At 59.4% G+C, this 18,759-nt stretch carries 18 protein-coding genes and 1 pseudogene; 12 read left to right on the top strand and 7 right to left on the bottom strand.

Annotated elements, in window-relative coordinates:
* Positions 1-83: 83 nt before the first annotated feature.
* The gene (locus tag ACW9JC_RS12545; protein ID WP_457455196.1) at positions 84-410 is read right to left on the bottom strand and encodes a DUF6124 family protein; all 327 of its coding nucleotides are present in this window, start codon (positions 408-410) and stop codon (positions 84-86) included.
* Between the two features lie 503 nt (positions 411-913).
* Here ACW9JC_RS12545 and ACW9JC_RS12540 point away from each other — a divergent pair.
* On the top strand, positions 914-2,281 hold the full coding sequence (locus ACW9JC_RS12540; RefSeq protein ID WP_457455195.1) for an AAA family ATPase: 1,368 nt from the start codon (positions 914-916) through the stop codon (positions 2,279-2,281).
* Positions 2,274-2,909, top strand: a complete 636-nt coding sequence (locus tag ACW9JC_RS12535) for a TIGR02646 family protein (protein ID WP_457455194.1) — start codon at positions 2,274-2,276, stop codon at positions 2,907-2,909. Before ACW9JC_RS12540 ends, ACW9JC_RS12535 begins: the two co-directional genes overlap by 8 nt.
* 94 nt (positions 2,910-3,003) lie before the next feature.
* Here ACW9JC_RS12535 and ACW9JC_RS12530 read toward each other — a convergent pair whose 3' ends face one another.
* The gene (locus tag ACW9JC_RS12530; protein ID WP_457455193.1) at positions 3,004-3,558 is read right to left on the bottom strand and encodes a DUF4174 domain-containing protein; all 555 of its coding nucleotides are present in this window, start codon (positions 3,556-3,558) and stop codon (positions 3,004-3,006) included.
* 164 nt (positions 3,559-3,722) lie between these two features.
* Between ACW9JC_RS12530 and ACW9JC_RS12525 the strand changes: the two are divergent.
* Positions 3,723-3,818: pseudogene (locus tag ACW9JC_RS12525) on the top strand (VOC family protein); the annotation flags it as partial.
* Positions 3,819-3,839: 21 nt separating this feature from the next.
* Here the strand turns inward: ACW9JC_RS12525 and ACW9JC_RS12520 are convergent.
* Positions 3,840-4,625, bottom strand: coding sequence for a sulfite exporter TauE/SafE family protein (locus ACW9JC_RS12520; protein ID WP_457455192.1), 786 nt, complete (start codon positions 4,623-4,625; stop codon positions 3,840-3,842).
* Positions 4,626-4,836: 211 nt separating this feature from the next.
* The gene (locus ACW9JC_RS12515) at positions 4,837-5,574 is read right to left on the bottom strand and encodes a hypothetical protein (RefSeq protein WP_338581996.1); all 738 of its coding nucleotides are present in this window, start codon (positions 5,572-5,574) and stop codon (positions 4,837-4,839) included.
* Positions 5,575-5,879: 305 nt separating this feature from the next.
* Between ACW9JC_RS12515 and ACW9JC_RS12510 the strand changes: the two genes are divergently transcribed.
* The gene (locus tag ACW9JC_RS12510) at positions 5,880-6,701 is read left to right on the top strand and encodes an aldo/keto reductase (protein WP_457455191.1); all 822 of its coding nucleotides are present in this window, start codon (positions 5,880-5,882) and stop codon (positions 6,699-6,701) included.
* 27 nt (positions 6,702-6,728) lie between these two features.
* On the top strand, positions 6,729-7,199 hold the full coding sequence (locus ACW9JC_RS12505; protein WP_457455190.1) for a DUF1810 domain-containing protein: 471 nt from the start codon (positions 6,729-6,731) through the stop codon (positions 7,197-7,199).
* Here ACW9JC_RS12505 and ACW9JC_RS12500 read toward each other — a convergent pair.
* The gene (locus tag ACW9JC_RS12500) at positions 7,164-9,524 is read right to left on the bottom strand and encodes a DNA polymerase II (RefSeq protein ID WP_457455189.1); all 2,361 of its coding nucleotides are present in this window, start codon (positions 9,522-9,524) and stop codon (positions 7,164-7,166) included. The genes ACW9JC_RS12505 and ACW9JC_RS12500 overlap by 36 nt on opposite strands.
* A 176-nt stretch (positions 9,525-9,700) precedes the next feature.
* On the opposite strand from ACW9JC_RS12500, the gene ACW9JC_RS12495 reads away from it, so the two are divergent.
* Positions 9,701-10,141, top strand: coding sequence for a CBS domain-containing protein (locus ACW9JC_RS12495; protein WP_084323695.1), 441 nt, complete (start codon positions 9,701-9,703; stop codon positions 10,139-10,141).
* 92 nt (positions 10,142-10,233) lie between these two features.
* Here ACW9JC_RS12495 and ACW9JC_RS12490 read toward each other — a convergent pair whose 3' ends face one another.
* A complete protein-coding gene (locus tag ACW9JC_RS12490) occupies positions 10,234-10,863 on the bottom strand; it encodes a glutathione S-transferase (protein ID WP_457455188.1) in 630 nt (209 codons plus the stop codon).
* Between the two features lie 151 nt (positions 10,864-11,014).
* Here ACW9JC_RS12490 and ACW9JC_RS12485 point away from each other — a divergent pair, with 151 nt between their 5' ends.
* The 4 genes from ACW9JC_RS12485 (at position 11,015) to ACW9JC_RS12470 (ending at position 13,420) form a co-directional block, all read left to right on the top strand.
* Positions 11,015-11,536, top strand: a complete 522-nt coding sequence (locus tag ACW9JC_RS12485; RefSeq protein WP_416129223.1) for a DUF3455 domain-containing protein — start codon at positions 11,015-11,017, stop codon at positions 11,534-11,536.
* A gap of 108 nt (positions 11,537-11,644) precedes the next feature.
* The gene (locus ACW9JC_RS12480) at positions 11,645-12,172 is read left to right on the top strand and encodes a sigma-70 family RNA polymerase sigma factor (protein ID WP_457455187.1); all 528 of its coding nucleotides are present in this window, start codon (positions 11,645-11,647) and stop codon (positions 12,170-12,172) included.
* A complete protein-coding gene (locus ACW9JC_RS12475; RefSeq protein ID WP_448108649.1) occupies positions 12,169-12,873 on the top strand; it encodes an anti-sigma factor in 705 nt (234 codons plus the stop codon). Before ACW9JC_RS12480 ends, ACW9JC_RS12475 begins: the two co-directional genes overlap by 4 nt.
* A 145-nt stretch (positions 12,874-13,018) precedes the next feature.
* Positions 13,019-13,420, top strand: a complete 402-nt coding sequence (locus ACW9JC_RS12470) for a hypothetical protein (protein WP_457455186.1) — start codon at positions 13,019-13,021, stop codon at positions 13,418-13,420.
* A gap of 81 nt (positions 13,421-13,501) precedes the next feature.
* Here ACW9JC_RS12470 and ACW9JC_RS12465 read toward each other — a convergent pair whose 3' ends face one another.
* Entirely contained in the window at positions 13,502-14,587 is a 1,086-nt protein-coding gene (locus ACW9JC_RS12465) for a DUF1615 domain-containing protein (RefSeq protein WP_457455185.1), read from the bottom strand.
* 270 nt (positions 14,588-14,857) lie between these two features.
* Between ACW9JC_RS12465 and ACW9JC_RS12460 the strand changes: the two genes are divergently transcribed.
* Both ACW9JC_RS12460 and ACW9JC_RS12455 read left to right on the top strand, forming a co-directional pair.
* Positions 14,858-17,062 (top strand): TonB-dependent receptor, encoded by a 2,205-nt coding sequence (locus ACW9JC_RS12460; protein ID WP_457455184.1) that lies wholly within the window; start codon positions 14,858-14,860, stop codon positions 17,060-17,062.
* Between the two features lie 102 nt (positions 17,063-17,164).
* Entirely contained in the window at positions 17,165-18,700 is a 1,536-nt protein-coding gene (locus ACW9JC_RS12455; protein WP_457455183.1) for an FAD-dependent oxidoreductase, read from the top strand.
* The last annotated feature ends 59 nt before the right edge of the window (positions 18,701-18,759 follow it).

Genomic DNA, 18,759 nt, shown 5'->3' with positions numbered 1-18,759 from the left:
TACAGGTTTTTTGCGGCGACAAAAATGGGCGATCTCTAGAGGTCGCCCATTTTCATTCGGATCAGTTCAACACCCGATGCGACTTATGGCGGATCGATATTGTCCAGCGCCTTGTTCACCAACAACTCCCCCACCACTGCCAATTGCTGAATCGACAACGCCACATTGCGCTTGGAACTTTCCAGATCGCAGGCCAGATCGGTGATCAGAACGTTGAGGGAGGCGAGGGTTTCACAGGCGTGGCACAGCAGGGTTGGAGTGTCGACGCCGGGGATGATGGTGAAAATGTGGCTGACGGGGTCGGATTGTCTGGGGTTGCGCAGGCGGGCGCTAACCGCAGGTTCGGTAATGTCGGAAAGAGGTGCGGAGTCGGATGAAGCTTCGGAACAATCGGGACTAACTTTCTTCATGAGTAAATCTTCTCTTTAAGATTTTTGGGGCTACCCATCTCACTTCCACATGAGGGTGGCAGCTGTACGCAGGTGTGGAAGGCCAGGTAAAGAGAAAAACCCGGCGCACTTGAAAGTGCCCCGCGCACAGCCGCCATAGGCCGACAATGTTTACATAAAAAATGCCAGTATGCGGCTCATGGACACTGCGTTCTCTTCGTTGAAACTCGGACTTCCACATCCGACCGCTGATTTTGCAGCGGCAGGAAAAGGTTATCGGCGTACTCCCCAGAGCACCAGTTCACCAACGCCGCCGCGCTTTGCAGGAAACTTCCGAAGCAGATGAGAGCTCTTGCCTACACTCATTTCCATGAGTATCTCGTTACAAATACCTTTTTACTCATGCCGGTTGTGATGCGAGGGAAACCGTTGTATCTATTGACGCCCCCGGATCAATCCGTGATCGGGGTTGACATAATGCGCGCTCAAATATTCAAGCCGACTGACCGCCAAAGGGCGTTGTAATGGAAATTTTCAGTTTCAACCTCACAGATGTCGGTCAGTTCGCCGATTTGACGATTCGTCTGGCCCCTACACCCAAAAACCCATCAAACGTGACAGTTTTAGTGGGGAACAACGGTGCTGGAAAAACCACAATATTAAAATCTCTTGCCACCTCGTTGAGTTGGTTGGTTGCCAGAATTCGTACCGAAAAAGGCAACGGCAATCATCTTTCAGACGAAGATGTTCGAAACGGTGCTTCAGCGGCAATAATCACAGTTGGCGTAAAAGACGACTCACAGACCCATTCGCATTTTCCCGATGCCAACCCTAAAGATGATCTATTCGGATGGGGCATCGCTCGCACTCGGCAAGGGCGGAAGACCAATGTTCATAGCGTATTAATAGATGTAAGTCGCTTGGCGGATCACTATAGAAACCAACTGACAGCCGACGATAAAGCCTCACTCCCCCTGATCGCCTACTACCCAGTCGAACGTTCAGTCCTGGAAATCCCCCTAAAAATCCGCACCAAACACACCTTCGATCAACTCGACGGCTACGACAACGCGCTAAACCGTGGCGTAGATTTCCGCCGCTTCTTCGAATGGTTTCGCGAACGCGAAGACAGCGAAAACGAAACCGGCGTTTCCGATACCGCACTGACCGAAATATCCACAAAGTTCGGCAAAGATAGCGACATCTGGAAAACCCTTTCCCAACTGAAGGCCTCTTCCCGTGATCGTCAGTTAACCGCAGTCCGCTCCGCCATCGCCGCTTTCATGCCCGGCTTCAGTAACCTGCGCGTACAACGCAAACCCCGCCTGCACATGGCAATCGACAAGGATGGCGTAACGCTCAACGCCTCCCAGCTCTCGCAGGGGGAGAAGTCGATGATGGCGCTGGTCGGCGACATCGCGCGCCGGTTGGCGATGATGAATCAGTCTCTGGACAACCCGTTGGAAGGAGACGGCATCGTCCTGATCGATGAGGTCGATTTGCACCTGCACCCAAAATGGCAGCGTAGTCTGATTCGGCAATTGAGTGAGACTTTCCCCAATTGCCAGTTTGTCCTGACCACCCATTCACCACTGGTCATCAGCGACGCAAAAGGTGTGTTGTGTTACGTGCTCGATGATGGCGAGCTGCGCGAACACAATGGTTTGTATGGACTGGATGCCAATCAGGTCCTGCTTGAAGTCATGGACACCGATGTGCGCAACAGCGAAGTGCAAAAACGCCTGAACCAGTTGATCAAGCATTTGCAGGATGGTGATCTGGAAAACGCCAAAGGGCTCTTCGCCGCGCTTTCAAATGAGCTTCCCGAAGGTCATCTGGAGCTGGCGAAGGCTGCATTGTTGATCCGTAAACTGGAGTTGCGTCGTGCGTAAAATCGACAAGGGCACGGAGCCGACTTCGTTGACTCGTTTCAGAAGCTCAAACAGGACGTCGCGTTACAGGGATTTGCCTCATGCAGAGAGAAGTTCGATTCGCTCTTCGTGCATCTCTGAACAATTCGGCTTATGCGCGTATTGCTGTCAGTCGATCACGGTTGATAGCGCCCATAACGAACATCTTGAGGCCCAGGATCTCGCGCCGAATCGAACCCTGGACTTTTCCAACATCGTCGCCAGTTGCCAGCGTCTCCATCAATGCGGTCATGGCCGAAATACACGACACCTGCCACTTACGCCGTTGATGGTCGAATGCGAAACCGAATTGAGGTTTTATTTGTCCGGGCTGGTAACGGGGAAAACCGAGCGGGCCAGGGTTTCCATCGAGACATTGAACCTGGGTCATTCCGAGGACAGCAATAGAGGCCTGATTGGTGCGCGCAAACAGTTGGTCGAAGCACTCATTTACAGCCTGAACACTGCTCCCGAAGACTTGCAGTTTGAAGACGAAGAGCTTCTGGACCTGTTGCTGGAGGACCTGAAAGCACCGGTTGCAGGCCAATCCCTTCAGCCTTTTGCCCCGGTACTGGCCAATGTCATTCACCACTTCCTGGCTCAACCCTAAAATCACTTTCAGCATTGAGGGCAGTCGCTACAACTGGTAACCCAATCCTGTAGCAGCCGGACGCAGCCTCGCAGGCTCGGCAGCTGCTACAAGATCAGTCATCCGGCATTTCAGGCGGTTTGGTAGGTTTGGCCGGCTTCACCGGTTTACCATTTTTAGCGCCTTTGGCCGCCGGTTCAGGTTCAGCGGCGGGCGTCGCCACTGTTGGCGGCGGGGTTTCTTTTTCCGCCGCCGGCAACTGGTCGACGGCTGCGAAAATCTCTTCCAGCTTGACGGTATCCGATTGTTCGAATTTCTTTTCGCCGTCCTTGCCGACCAGAATCACTTTGGTCTTGGCGCCGGCGCCCAGCTTCAGCGAGCGGATCAATGCCGCCGTATCCTGCGGCCCCAGGTCCTTGCCTTCACGCTGGCCCATCAGGTTGAGCACGGTGTACAGCACCATGTTGCGATCGGTGAATCCCTTGCGATTGGCCGGCTCATCCAGCGACTTTTTCAGGCCGACCCACGTCGGGTCAACGGTGCTTGGAGCGATGACAATCAGTGGCCGGGACCTGCCCTTGTCCATGTCCAGCGGTGAGTCGCCATCGGCGGCGAACAGGGGGCCGGCGACAGCCAGCAGGGTAGCCAGGGTCAGTGACCTGATGAGCATGCGCATCTCCTTTTGATATCCACGCTCTAATGATTGCGCATTGCGGCGTTCGTTCCGGTGACGCTTCGCAAATGTGGTTCGCCTTGCCCCAAGCTTAGGTCAGGGCGGTCAATGCGCAACAGGCCGAATGGAACTGAAACCATTACAAAGCGCTACCCGAACTGCGACAGCGGCTAAAGGAAATCAATGATTATGCGGGGAGACGGCGGGTGTATTTCGATGACCCGGACGGGCATCTGCTGGAAATATTCACCCGCGAATCAGGCTGGCGCCAGGTTGAATCAGAACGCCAATTTGTAACCAATCAGCACCAGCATCGTCGCCAGGCAAGGACGCAACACTTCATCGGAGATGCGTCCGGTCAGGTGGCTGCCCAGGTAAATCCCCGGCAGCGAACCGACCAGCAGGTAACCCAGAACATGCCAGTCCATGTTGCCCATGCTCGCATGGCCCAGACCGGCGACCAGCGTCAGCGGGACGGCGTGCGCGATTTCCGTGCCGACCAGGCGGCGGGTCGGCAATAGCGGATAAAGGATGAACAACGCGACAGTGCCCAGGGCGCCAGCGCCGATGGAAGTCAACGCAACCATGGTGCCCAGGACCAGACCGGTGACGACGGTCATGGCATTGAGGCGTGGGCCGCTTGGGTTGTAATTGCCGCCGGCGCGTTTGTGGGCGAAATCGAGCAGGCGCTTCTTGAACAGAATTGCCAGCGCCGTGGCGAACAAAACAAAGCCCAGGGCTTGCTTGATGATCGCGTTCATCGCGTCGGGGCTGGAATGCAACGTGCTGAGGAACCACAGTGTCAGCATCACGGCCGGCACACTGCCGAGGGTCAGCCAACCGGTGATCTTCCAGTCGATGTTGTTGTTCTTCCTGTGAACCAGCACGCCACTGGATTTGGTGATGGCCGCGTACAGCAAATCGGTGCCGACCGCCGTCGCCGGGTTGATGCCGAACCACAGCAGGATCGGAGTCATCAACGACCCGCCACCCACGCCCGTCATGCCGACGATGAAGCCGACGACGAGTCCGGCTACAACCAACCCGATGTTCACTAAATCCATTGATACGTCCACATAGACCGCAGGGAAAATCTGGCCCGCAGCATAGCGATTTTTCTTATAACCAGTTATATCGATACGATCTATCTTTATGCCTTACTCAACCCCTGTAGGAGCTGCCGCAGGCTGCGATCTTTTGACTTTGATTTTTCAAGATTAAAAGATCGCAGCCTCGTTGCACTCGACAGCTCCTACAGGGGGTTACGGTGGGGGGTTATTGCACCGGCAGGAAATTCAGAAACAGCAGGCTCTGTGCATAATTCAGACCGATGCGCCGGTAGCGCTCGTCGAGCATCTGCGTCAACAAGTCCAACCTCGCAACGATCTTGCCGAACTCCACGGCAAAACTCAGGTTACTGCCCTCCTCCGAGATCTCGTTGGAGAACAGCATCGGTTGGCCATCCTTGTTCTGTCGCTGGCTCAGGATCCAGGTAGCGATTTCGATGTTGCGCGCGGCGTTGCTGACGAACGTCGGGTTGATCGCGTCCGTCATGTAGAACTCCAGGCGATTGCCGTGGGCGGTGACCAGCATGCTGCCGATGGCATAAATGAACGCCCCGACCCGGTCGCCGAGAAACTCCGGACTCATGGCGAAACGCAACGCCGCCAGGTCTTTTTTACCGCCCAGGGTGGGTAACGGCTGTTGCTGCTCGATGGCCATGCGCACTTGCTTGCCGGCGGTGCGGGCGTCGAGGAAGCCGGATTTTTTCAATTCATCGGGATTGCGCAGGTACAACTTGCTCATCAGCAGATAGAGGCTGTCGAGGTTGTCACGCATGGTCAGCGTGGCCATGCGGTCTACGCTGGTTTGCAGGAATTCCTGGGGTTTTCCTTCGCGGATCTGGGTGAAAAGGTCATTGCCTGGCTGATGACTGCAGCCGCTGGCACAGAGCAGCAACAGACCGGCCAACAGGCGAACGCGGACAAGGTTAAAGGGCAACACTCGAACCATAAGGGATTGGACTGACACATTCCTGTGCGGCGGGATTCGCCGCAACGGCTATGGATAGAGCCGGTCAATTGGAAAAAGTGCAGTGGTGGGGGTGAGCAATCGATCACCGGCAGTCCGGTTGCTAACCCTGTAGGAGCTGTCGAGTGCAACGAGGCTGCGATCTTTTGATTTGGTTTTCAAAACCAAGATCAAAAGATCGCAGGCTTCGGCAGCTCCTACCAAGCCGAGCGTATAACCGAAGCAATCAAATGAACCCAAAGGCTATGCTGATGCCAACCAAAGTAACGAGCAAAAAGGAAACAGGCATGCGCACGCTACAACTGGCCGGCACCCACGTACCCATCATCGGCCAAGGCACCTGGCAGATGGGCGAAGACCACACCCGCCAAAAAGAAGAAGTCGCCGCCCTGCGCCAAGGCATCGAACTGGGCATGACCCTGATCGACACCGCCGAGATGTATGCCGAAGGAGGCGCCGAGCAAGTCGTGGCGCAAGCCATCGCCGGCCAGCGCGACAACGTCTTCCTCGTCAGCAAGGTCTATCCGCACAACGCCAGCCGCAAAGGCGTCCCAGAGGCATGCGAGCGCAGCCTGCACCGGCTCAAGACCGAGCACATCGACCTGTATCTGCTGCACTGGCGCGGGCAATATCCATTGGAAGAAACCGTCGAAGCCTTCGAACGCTTGCGCGAAGCGGGCAAGATCGGCCGCTGGGGCGTGTCCAATTTCGACGTCAATGATCTGCAGGAACTGAACGCCCCGGCCTGCGCCACCAATCAGGTGCTCTACAACCTGGAAGAACGTGGCATAGAATTTGATCTGTTACCTTGGTGCCAGCAGCACCAGATGCCGGTCATGGCCTACTGCCCGATCGGTCAGGGCGGCAAGATGCTCGCCAACGCTGCGCTCAAACAAGTAGCTGCCCGGCACGGCGTGACGCCAGCCCAGGTATCGCTGGCATGGCTGCTGCGGCAGGACGGAGTGATTGCCATCCCCAAGGCGGTCCGCCCCGAACATGTGCGACTCAATGCGCAAGCAGCGCAGTTGCAACTGGAGGCTGGGGATCTGGAGGCGCTGGACCAAGCGTTTCACGCGCCCAAACGCAAGCAGCGGCTGGCCATGGTCTGAGCCATCACGCTGTCAGAGGGCTTCGACATGAGAAGCACCGATCAACCGGACGACTTCAACCTGCAACGCTTTATCCAGGCGCAAGACCCGGTGTTCGACCGGGTCCAGGCCGAATTGAATGCCGGCCACAAACGCAGTCACTGGATGTGGTTCGTCTTTCCGCAGTTTGCCGGGCTGGGCGGCAGCGAAATGTCCCGACGCTACGCCATCCGCTCCCGGGAAGAAGCCCAGGCCTACCTTGAACACCCCTTGCTGGGAGCCCGGTTACGTACTTGCACCCAGGAAGTGCTGAACATTCAGCAGCGCTCGGTGGCGGCGATTTTCGGCCATCCCGATGACCTGAAATTTCACTCATCGATGACCCTGTTCGCCCAGGTCGCCGCCGACGACAGCCCCTTCCACCAGGCCTTGAACCAGTACTTCCACGGCATCCTGGATGACTGGACCTTGTCGCTGATGGACTCAAAACAAGCCCAGTTGCCCACCAATCAGGGTTGAGAAATCGTCATCGACAAACGGCAGGATCGCGTCCGCCACCGGTTGCAGCTGTCTGCTGATGTAGTGATCGTAATCGATGGGTGCGCTGCGGATCTCCAGCGGCTCGGGGCCGGCGACGGTGATCACGTAGCTGATCCAGCCACCGTTCTGGTACTGCCTTGGGCGGCCCTGCTGGTCGTTGTATTCGTCGGCGATGCGCGCCGCTCGTACATGCGGCGGCACGTTGCGCTGATAGTCGTCGAGGGTGCGGCGCAGGCGCTTGCGGTAGATCAGGCGATCGTCGAACTCACCGGCCAGGGTCTTGCGCACGTAGTCGCGCACGTAGTCCTGATATGGTTTGCGGTGGAAGATCATTGAGTACAGCTCTTGCTGGAACTGACGGGCCAGCAGCGACCAGTCGGTGCGCACAGTTTCCAGGCCTTTGTAGATCATCTCGTCCGTGCCATCGGCGCGGGTGACCAGTCCGGCATAACGCTTCTTGCTGCCCTCCTCCGCCCCGCGAATGGTCGGCATCAGGAAGCGCTTGTAGTGGGTTTCGTACTGCAATTCCAGCGCACTTTCCAGGCCGTATTCCTGCCGCACATGCTCACGCCACCACTGATTGACGTGATCCACCAGCGCTTGGCCGATCTGCGCGGCTTCCTGTTGGCCGTGGGCGCGGCGCAGCCAGACGAAGGTCGAGTCGGTGTCGCCGTAAATCACCGTGTGACCCTGGGCTTCGATCAACTGGCGGGTGCGCAGCATGATCTCGTGGCCGCGCAAGGTAATGGATGACGCCAGGCGCGTATCGAAAAAGCGGCAACCGCTGGAGCCGAGCACGCCGTAGAAGGCGTTCATGATGATCTTCAGCGCCTGCGACAGCGGCGCGTTGTGTTCGCGCTTGGCGGTTTCCCGGCCCTCGGCGACCCGCGAGACAATGGCCGGCAAACAATGCCGCGTGCGGGAAAACCGCGCCCCGCGAAAACCCGGCACCGAGTCGGCATCGTCAGGGTGCTTGAGCCCTTCGATCAGCCCCACCGGGTCGATGAGGAAGGTGCGGATGATCGACGGATAGAGGCTTTTGTAGTCGAACACCAGCACCGATTCGTACAGGCCCGGTTGCGAGTCCATGACAAAACCGCCAGGGCTGGCTTGCGCTGGCTTACTGCCCAGATTCGGCGCGACGAAGCCCTGGCGATGCATCAACGGCATGTAGAGGTGAGTGAACGCCGCCACCGAACCGCCCATGCGGTCCACCGGCAAACCGGTGACGCTGGCCCGTTCCAGCAGGAACGTCAGCAACTCGGTCTTGGCGAAGATCCGCGTGACCAATTCGCAGTCCTTGAGGTTGTACTTGGCCAGCGCTGGTTTGTCCTCGGCGAACATGCGGTTGATTTCGTCCATGCGCTGATACGGGGTATCGATGGACTTGCCTTCGCCCAGCAGGGTTTGCGCGACGTTTTCCAGGCTGAACGACGGGAAGCTCCAGGTCGCCGAACGCAGGGCTTCGATGCCGTCGATGATCAGCCGGCCAGCGGCGGACGCAAAGTAATGGTTGCCGCTGCCGTGTTCGCGCCACTGCATTTCATCGCCGCCACGCCCCAGTTTCAGCGGTACTGCCAGGCGCCGGGCGTGTTCGTGCAGCACCCGCAGGTCGAACTGCACGACGTTCCAGCCAATGATCGCGTCGGGGTCATGTTGGGCGAACCATTCGTTGAGCTTTTTCAGCAGCAGCGTTCGCGATTCGCAGTATTCGAGCTGGAAATCCACCTCGCTGTCGTCGCCGTTGGCCGGGCCGAGCATGTACACCTGGCGCTCGCCGCAGCCTTCCAGGGCGATGGAATACAAGTCGCCCTGAGCGGTGGTTTCGATGTCCAGCGACACCAGTTTCAGGCTCGGTCGGTAATCGGGATCGGGTTTCATCTGCGCATCGAGCAGCAGGCCATCGGCCCCCGGCGTGCCGCCAAAACGTACCGGCGCGGTGATGAAACGCTCCATCATGTAACGTTCCGGCGGACGCACGTCAGCTTCGTACACCTCGACGCCGGCCCGGCGCAGCGCGGTTTCCAGGCGCATCAACTGCCCGTGTTGCCGGCAATACAGACCGAGTACCGGGCGATGTTCGAAATCCAGCAGGGCCAGGGTTTTGAGCTCGACGTTTTTCTCGTCGTGCAACAGCGCCTCGGCCTGTTCACGCTGCGCGGCCGGAATGAACGCCACCGACGGCTGATGAGGCAGGCGGATGCGTCGCGGACCGCTGTCGGTCGCCAGCCAGAACTCGACTTCCGTGCCGGCCGGGGTATCGCGCCAATGCCGGGTCAGGACGAAGCCCTGCGGTAAATCCACCACTGCAAACCTCAGATTTGATTCAGGGTGATGATTCTACGCGTGATCTTTTCGAGGATTACGCAAGAAAAACCGCCGAATGACGTTTTTTGAGTGTTATCTGCCGCTTTCGCCCTTGCCCTGAACGCTTGCGTCTACGATTCTTCAATAACAACGACAACACCCGGGAAACCGCCATGAAAACCGTCGCGCAACTGCTCAAGCTGAAAGATCAGAAAAACCAGGAAGTGCACCAGATCAAGCCGGATCACATGGTGCTCGAAGCGCTGATGAAAATGGCCGAAAAGAACGTCGGTGCCTTGCTGGTGGTGGAAAACGACCAAGTGCTGGGCATCATCAGCGAACGGGACTACGCGCGCAAACTGGTGCTGCATGGCCGTTCTTCGGTGGGTACGCCGGTGCGCGACATCATGGTGTCGCCGGTGATCACCGTGGACACCCACCAGACCGTCGACACCTGCCTGGGCATCATGTCCGACAGACGCTTGCGTCACCTGCCGGTGGTGGAAAACGGCAAGTTGATCGGCCTGCTCTCGATCGGTGACCTGGTCAAGGAAGCCATCGCCGAACAGGCTGAATTGATTCGCCAGTTGGAGCAGTACATTCGCGGCGAGTAATGCGAGTCCTGTAGGAGCAGGCTTGCCCGCGATTGAGGCACCTCGGTTTTCAGGCCAGCCGAGTCATCGTTCATCGCGGGCAAGCCTTGCTCCTACAAGGGCGCGGGCCAATGCCGGGCGAAGACCGGTGCCAGTGTCGGATGCCGATCAATGCGTTCCAGCCACGCGGAAAACCCCGGTCGGGTCCTGCGCAAATGCTCCCGGCTCCCGGCCCATCGCGTAATCACCGCGGCCAGCACATCCAGTGCACCAGGTTTTTCGTCCTCCAGATACAGCACAGCGGAAAACTGGTCGGCAAACACTTCCCAGCTCCAGTGAAGACGCTGCCGGGCGCCAGCCATGAGGTTTTCTCGCGACGCCTCATCCACCGTGAACAGCCAGCGTTCGGGGTAATCGATAATGCCAATGGCCGCATAACAATTGCTGACGATGTACACCATCCCGCGAATGACCTGATCTCGTTTGGCAGCTTCATACGGCAATAGCTTCGACCGGGGAAACGACAGCCCGAGATGAATCAGGATCGCCGCGCTCTCGGTGAGGATGCCGCCATCGGGTAGTTGCAGCGTGGGGATCTGCTTGAGCGGGTTGAGCTTTTCCAGGGCCTGGGCGGCCTCCGGGGATGACTCGACATCGATGAAACGATAAGGAATCTCACACAGCTCCAATGCGGCCTCGATCGCCGCCGCGCCCGAATTCTTATGACCATAGAGCTGGTACATACACACCTCCTTGGGTTGCTCTCTAGCAGCTGACTCTGACCCCGTTGAAAAATTTCTTAGGAGCACTGCATCCAAAACGCTTTGCCAAGGGTAGTACCTGTAGCAGCCCCTGTTGCTATCGAGCGCAGTACTTACTTTCGGAGAGCTTTTGATGAACGCCAAACAACTGATTTGCCTTGTCGGATTGTTCACCGCCATCCCTGCGGCCTATGCCCAGACCGGCCTGCCCGACAGTATCAAGGTGCCGGACGGGCACAAGGTCGCCATGGAAACCACCGGGGTCGGCGAGATTACCTACGAGTGCCGGGACAAGGCCAATGCAGCCGGCCAGACCGAATGGACCTTCGTCGGCCCCAAAGCCGTGCTCAATGATCGCAGCGGCAAGCAGGTCGGCACCTATTTCGGACCACCGGCCACCTGGCAAGCCAAGGACGGGTCGAAAGTCACGGGCACCCAATTGGCTGTCGCGCCATCGAGTCCGGGCAACCTGCCGTACCAATTGGTCAAGGCCAACCCGGCCGAAGGCAAAGGCGCCATGAGCGGCGTCAGTTACATCCAGCGTGTTGCCCTCAAGGGTGGCGTCGCGCCGGGCACCGAGTGCACGACGGCCAACAAGGGCAAGCAGGAAGTGGTGAAGTATCAGGCAGATTATATTTTCTGGGCGGCCAGTTGAGGCCCGGAATCCGACTGGACCTCCTGGGGGAGCCGTGTTGCTCCTACAGGAGTGCCGTTTGTTTGCTAGATTGCATTCGACATTTCACCCCATTGCCGGCCGAGAACAGTGTCCCTGCCCGAACCGCTTTTTGATTACGAACAGCACCTGGCTCGCTGCGCTCGCGGTGAGCGTCAGGCCCTGCGCGATTTGTATGTGCAGGAGAGCCCGCGGTTGCTGGGAGTGGCCAAGCGTCTGGTGCGCGACACGGCGCTGGCCGAGGACATCGTCCACGATGCGTTCCTGAAGATCTGGAGCGGCGCCGGGCGTTTTGACCCGGCGCGGGGTTCGGCCAGAGGCTGGATGTTCAGCGTGACCCGGCATCTGGCACTCAACCACCTGCGTGATCACAGCCGCGAGGTGCAGGGCGATGTCGATCTACCGGACGACGTAGAGACCTTCGAAATCCAGGAGGACTCGGCACGCATCCATCTGTGCCTGGAACAATTGGAACCGGCGCGACGCAGCTGCATTGTGCACGCCTACGTCGACGGTTATTCCCACGCGCAGATTTCACACAAACTTGGCACCCCGCTGGGCACCGTCAAAGCCTGGATCAAGCGGAGCCTGACGGCATTGCGGGAGTGCATGGGATGATCACCAGACCCACCGACGAAACCCCGGAAGCGCTCGACGAACTGGCCAGTGAATACGTGCTGGGGACGCTGTCGGCCGAACAGAGAACGGAAGTTCAGCGACGCCTGCACAGCGATATCGGGCTGCGCACCGCGATAGACACCTGGGAACGCCGCTTGCTGGGCCTGACCGAACTGGCCGAGCCGTACACCCCATCGACACATTTGTGGCGGCGCATCGAACGCAGCCTGAATGCCTTGAACCGCCAACCAACGGCGGCGTCCTGGTGGAACCGCCTGCCACTGTGGCGTGGGCTCGCCGGTGCAGGGCTGGCCGCGACGCTGTTGCTCGGCACGATGTTGCTGACGCAAACCACGGTCAAACCGACCTACCTCGTAGTGCTGGTCGCCCCGCAGGACAAGGCTCCGGGCTGGGTGATCCAGGCCAGCAACCCCAGAGAAATCCAGTTGATCCCGCTGGGCGTTGTGGAGGTGCCCGCAGACAAGGCGCTGGAATTCTGGACCAAAGGCGAAGGCTGGCAAGGGCCGGTGTCACTCGGTTTGGTGAAACCGGGCCAAACACTGTCGGTGCCGCTGGACAAGTTGCCGCCGCTGGAACCGAACCAGTTGTTCGAACTGACCCTGGAAAACCCCAATGGCTCGCCGATCGGTAAACCAACCGGGCCGATTCAATTCATCGGGCGCGCGGTGAAAGTGCTCTGAGCAGCATCATCAGCCGCACGACGGGTATGTCGCTCGCTCTATCAATGCCGTCGATGTTCACAATCACGTCAATGAAGTTCTCTTAAAAATTGCGCGGCGTAACATCAGCTCCATACCAACCCATTACACCCCGGAGCACACGATCATGAAACGCCAAACCATCCTCAGCATCGCTTTCTCGATCTTCGCAGTTAACGCTTTCGCCGCAACTTCTGCTCAACCTGTCGTCGCTGAAGGCGGCTCGGATCGACTGATTGAAAGCCGTGTGGCTGAAGGTGGTTCGGATCGTCTGATCCAGAATCGTGTGGCTGAAGGCGGCTCTGATCGCCTGATCGAAAACCGCGTCGCCGCTGATGGTTCGGATCGTTTGCAAGGCAACACCGTTGCCGCCGATGGCTCCGACCGCCTGCAAGGCAACACCGTCGCCGCCGATGGCTCGGATCGTCTGCAAGGCAACACCGTTGCCGCCGATGGTTCTGATCGCCTGAAAGGCAATGAAGTCGCTGCCGATGGCTCTGATCGCCTGCAAGGCAACGCCGTCGCCTAAGCAAATCGCTTCACCGCAACACCCAACAAAAAGCCCGGCCTGATCAGCCGGGTTTTTTCATGCTTTTTTTTCAGGTCTGTGTCAGCGCGCCATACAGCGCTGGTAACGCTCATCGACCCGTTTGGCAAACCACGCCGTGGTGAGTTTGCGGGTGATTTTCGGGCTTTTTAGTACGATCCCCGGCAGTACCGCGCGGGGCAGTGGCCGCCCTTCAGCCTTTTCCGCCAATGCAAAGACGCGCTGATAGAGCTTGCTGTTCTCGAACGCCAGCGTGTTGCCCTCCTCCAGTTGATCCCTGATCGTCGGATTGCGCATGTCCAGTTGCTTGCCGAGGGTGCGCACCGCCAGTTCCGTGGTGCCGGGCATGATCGAACCGTAGCGAACGAGGTCGCCATCCAGCGCCAGAGGGATGCCCGAAGCCCGACTCACAGCATTCTGGAACGCGGCATTGCGGCTGGCGTACCAACCGGCGTTGAAATCGGCGAAGCGATACAACGGCTGCGGGTAATTCACCGGATAGCCGAGCAAATGGGCGATGCCGAAGTACATGCCGCCACGACGGGTAAAGACTTCACGCCGGATCGAACCGTCCACCGGGTACGGATAATCCTTGGCCTGTTGCTCGGCAAACTCGATGCTGACCTGCATCGGCCCGCCGGTGTGCACCGGGTTGAAGCCTGCGAACAGCGTCTTGCCCATGGGCACCATGCCGATGAAATCATCGAAAATCGCGCTCAGTTCCTTCTCGCTGCGCGCCGCATTCAAGCGATCGCTGTAGGTTTTTCCATTGGGCGAATTGACCCGCAGAGCTCCGCTAACCAATAGACCGGGAATGTGTGCCGAGGCTGCCCGGCGGTCGATTTCGTCACGGGCGATCTTGCCCAGGCCGGGCACCGTGGGATCAACCTGAAAGGTCGACTCCTGCTCGGTGACGGCCAGTACCGCACAGAGGTTTTGCGTGGTCGGCGCGATGTTCTGCGCGGCAAACGCCGCATAGATATCCGTGGCCCAGCCCTGGCGGTCGACGGTTTTCGCCGGTAGCAGGCGTACGATTTCCGCCTTGACCTCGGCGGGTTTGCGCGCCGGTGGCTCCTGGGTCCGTTGACTGCTGCAACCTGCCAGCACCAACAACGCGGCGAGGCTGATGATCAATCGATGGGCGTGCATGTGGCTCCTGGTCATTCGATGCGCCGGGTCGACGATAAGGCCGATGGCATGGTGCTGGCTATGACCCTCGTGCAGCGTCGCTGTTCCTTGAGACTGACACAGACCTGAAGCCCATTCGCCTCCAAATCTTTACCTGCACACCGTAATGACAAACGGTTTTTGCAATACATTTGGGAACAACTACCATTTGTATCTGGAGTCGCATTTGCGCAAGGAGTACCCGCGCCGTTCCAACTTACCTATCGGCGGCGCGCCGCCCAGGACCGGACCATGACTTCTCCAGCCCTTCCCTGCGTTCCTTTTCGCCCGACCCTGCTCGCCCTGCTCTGCTCAATGTCCATGACGGCCTATGCGGCAACGCCCGAACCAACCGAAGGAAAACCGCTGGTGCTGGGCGATGTCAACATCAACGCCGAAGCCCCGGTGCCACCGGATCTGCCTCCGGTGTATGCCGGGGGGCAAGTCGCACGGGGCGGGCAACTGGGTGTGCTGGGCAACCAGGACATCATGGACGTGCCCTTCAGCGTCACCGCCTACACCGAAGAACTGATTCGCGACCAGCAAGCCGAAAACGTCGGTGATGTGCTGCTCAACGATTCGTCGGTGCGTCAGGCCTCCGGGTTTTCCAACCAGGCGCAGACCTTCATGATCCGCGGCCTGCCCCTCAACGGCGACGATATTTCCTTCAATGGCCTGTACGGCATCCTGCCGCGGCAGATCATTTCCACCGATGCCCTGGAGCGTGTGGAAGTGTTCAAAGGCCCGAACGCCTTCATCAACGGCGTGACCCCGTCCGGCTCCGGCATCGGCGGCGGCGTCAACGTGCAACCCAAGCGCGCCGAGGACACGCCCTTGCGACGCTTCACCATGGACATCAGCGATGACGGCCGCATCGGCGAGCACATCGATGTCGGTCAGCGCTTTGGCGAAGACAACCGCTTCGGCGCGCGGATCAACCTGTCCCAGCGCGAAGGCGACACCGCCATCGACGATGAAAACCAGCGCTCCAAGCTGTTCGCCATCGGCCTGGACTACCGCGGCGATGCCCTGCGCATTTCCGGCGACTTCATCTATTCCAAGGAACGCATCAACGCTGGCCGCAGCTCGGTGAACCTGGGCAACACCACGCACATCCCGGATGCGCCATCGGCCGACACCAACTACGCGCAGAAGTGGGGCTTCAGCCAGATCGAAGACACCTTCGGCATGCTGCGCGCCGAATACGACCTGAACGAGAGCTGGACGGCCTATGTCGCTGCCGGCGCCAAGCACACCCGCGAGGTCGGCAACTACGACGGCACCACCCTGGTCGGCAACGATGGCAGCTCCACCACCTCCGGCTCGTTCATTCCCCATGACGAGGACAACTCTAGCGCCATGGGTGGCCTGCGTGGCAGATTCGCCACCGGCCCGGTCACCCACCAACTCAACCTTGGCCTGGCGGGCGTCTGGACCCAACAGCGCAACGCCTTCGACTTTGACCTGACTCAATACCCGAACAACATCTATCACCCGGTGGAAGTGCCGGCGCCCCAGCCCGGATTCTCCGGCGGCGACTTGCACGATCCCGGCATCACCGGCAAAACCTTCGCCCGCAGTGGCGCGGCCTCCGACACCCTGGGCTTCATGGATGACCGGTTGCTGGTGACCGTCGGTGTGCGGCGCCAGCAATTGGTGGTGCAGAACTACGCCTATGGTTCCGGGCCGCGCACATCCAACTACGACAAGTCGATCACCACCCCGGTCTACGGCATCGTGTTCAAGCCATGGGAACACGTGTCGTTCTATGCCAACCGCATCGAAGGCCTGGCGGAAGGTCCGATCGCGCCGACCACTGCCGGCTCGCGCGTGGTGGTCAACGGCAACGAGGCCTTTTCACCGGCCCGTTCCAAACAGATCGAAGCCGGCGTGAAAGTCGACATGGGAACCTATGGCGCCACTCTCGGTGTGTATCGCATCGAGCAACCGGCGGATGGCTACACCCAAGCCATCGATGCCACCACGGCAGAGTTCATTCACGACGGTGAGCAGGTAAACAAAGGTGTGGAGCTCAACGTGTTCGGCGAACCGCTCGAAGGCCTGCGCCTGCTCAGTGGCGTGACGGTCATGGACACCGAACTGAAGAAAACCCAGGACGGTCTCAACGACGGCAACCACGCCATCGGCGTACCGACCTTCCAGTTCAACGCCAGCGTCGATTGGGATGTCCCCGGCCTGCAAGGCGTCGCGCTCAACGGGCGGATGTTGCGCACCGGCGGCCAGTACGCCGACGCGGCAAACAACCTCAGCCTGCCGACCTGGAACCGCTTCGATGCCGGCGCGCGGTATGCCTTCAGAGTTCAGGAAAAAGACGTGACCCTGCGCTTCAACGTCGAGAACGTGGCCAACAAGGAGTACTGGGAATCGGCCCAGGGCGGCTTCCTGACCCAGGGTGAACCACGGACGGCGAAGTTGTCGGGCACGATCGACTTCTGATCGCTGCATGCATTGCCTGTTGGTCATTTCCGTTTGGCGGCCAACCTGGCCGCCCCGCAAGGCTGGACCATACTTGCTGCACACGGAAAGGAGGACAGGCTCATGCAGCGTAGCGACGTGTTGATCATCGGCGCCGGGCCGACCGGGCTGGTACTGGCACTGTGGCTGAGCAAACTGGGAATCCGCGTGCGGATTCTCGATAAAACCTCGACACCCGGCACCACGTCCCGGGCGTTGGCCGTGCAGGCGCGGACGCTGGAGTTGTATCGCCAGCTCGGCCTTGCCGACGCTATCGTGGAAAAAGGCCACCGCGTGGCGGCGGCCAATTTCTGGGTCAAGGGCAAACCTGTGGTGCGCCTGCCGCTGAGCCGCGTCGGCGAAGGCCTCACGCCCTACGCGTTCCTCGAAATCTTCCCGCAGGATGAACATGAGCGGCTGCTGATCGAACGCCTCGCCACGTTCGGCATTACCGTCGAGCGCGACACCGAGTTGCTCGGTTTCGAGGAAACCGGGGATGGCATCACCGCCACGTTGCGCCTGCCCGACGGCCAGCAGGAAACCTGTCAGACCTGTTATCTGGCCGGTTGCGACGGCGCTCGTTCAATCGTGCGCAAAACCCTCGACACCGGGTTTCCCGGTGGGACTTATCAGCAGATTTTCTATGTTGCCGATGTGCAGACCAGCGGACCGACGGCCAATGGCGAACTGCACCTGGATCTCGATGAAGCGGATTTCCTCGCCGTGTTCCCGTTGGACGGCCAAGGCCGTGCGCGCTTGATCGGCACGGTGCGCGACGAACGCGCCGATCACGCCGAAACCCTGCGATTCGAAGATGTCAGCAGCCAGGCCATCGAGCACATGAAGGTGAAGATCGAGCAAGTGAACTGGTTCTCAACCTATCGCGTGCATCATCGGGTGGCGGATCACTTCCGCACCGGACGCGCGTTCCTACTGGGCGACGCCGCCCATGTGCACAGCCCCGCCGGCGGCCAGGGCATGAATACCGGGATTGGCGATGCGATCAATCTGGCCTGGAAACTCGCGGCCGTATTGAGCGGCGGTGCCGAGGCCAAATTGCTCGCCACCTACGAAACCGAGCGCATCGCGTTTGCCCGCAAACTGGTGGCCACCACCGACCGGGTCTTCACGTTCGCCACCGCCGAAGGCCGCATCGCCGACCTGCTGCGCACGCGCCTGGCGCCGTTCCTGATACCGAAAATGGCTTCGTTCGAAACCTCCCGCGAATTCCTCTTCCGCACCGTGTCGCAAATCACCCTGAATTATCGGGGCATGCCGTTGAGCATGGGAGCTGCCGGACATGTGCATGGCGGCGACCGCCTGCCCTGGGCGCACGATGGCGAGGGCGACAATTTCGAATCGTTGAAGTGTCCGGGCTGGCAGGTGCACGTGTATGGCGACACCAGCGACGAAATGATCGCCTGGTGCAATGAGCATCATTTGCCGCTGCATGTGTTCGACTGGCGACCGGCGTTTGAAACCGCAGGCCTGGGGCGCAACGGCTTTTACCTGTTGCGGCCCGACACCTACGTGGCGATTGCCGAGACGAGTTCCGATCCGAAGGTGATTGAGCGGTATTTCAATCATCAGGGGATTCGGCCGTTTTTCAGCGTTCCCTGAAAACACCATGCCCCCTGTGGGAGCGGGCTTGCCCGCGATGACGGCGGCACATCCAGCAT

The sequence above is a fragment of the Pseudomonas sp. SDO5591_S426 genome (assembly GCF_054070755.1).
This window is presented reverse-complemented; position numbering and strand designations above follow the sequence as displayed.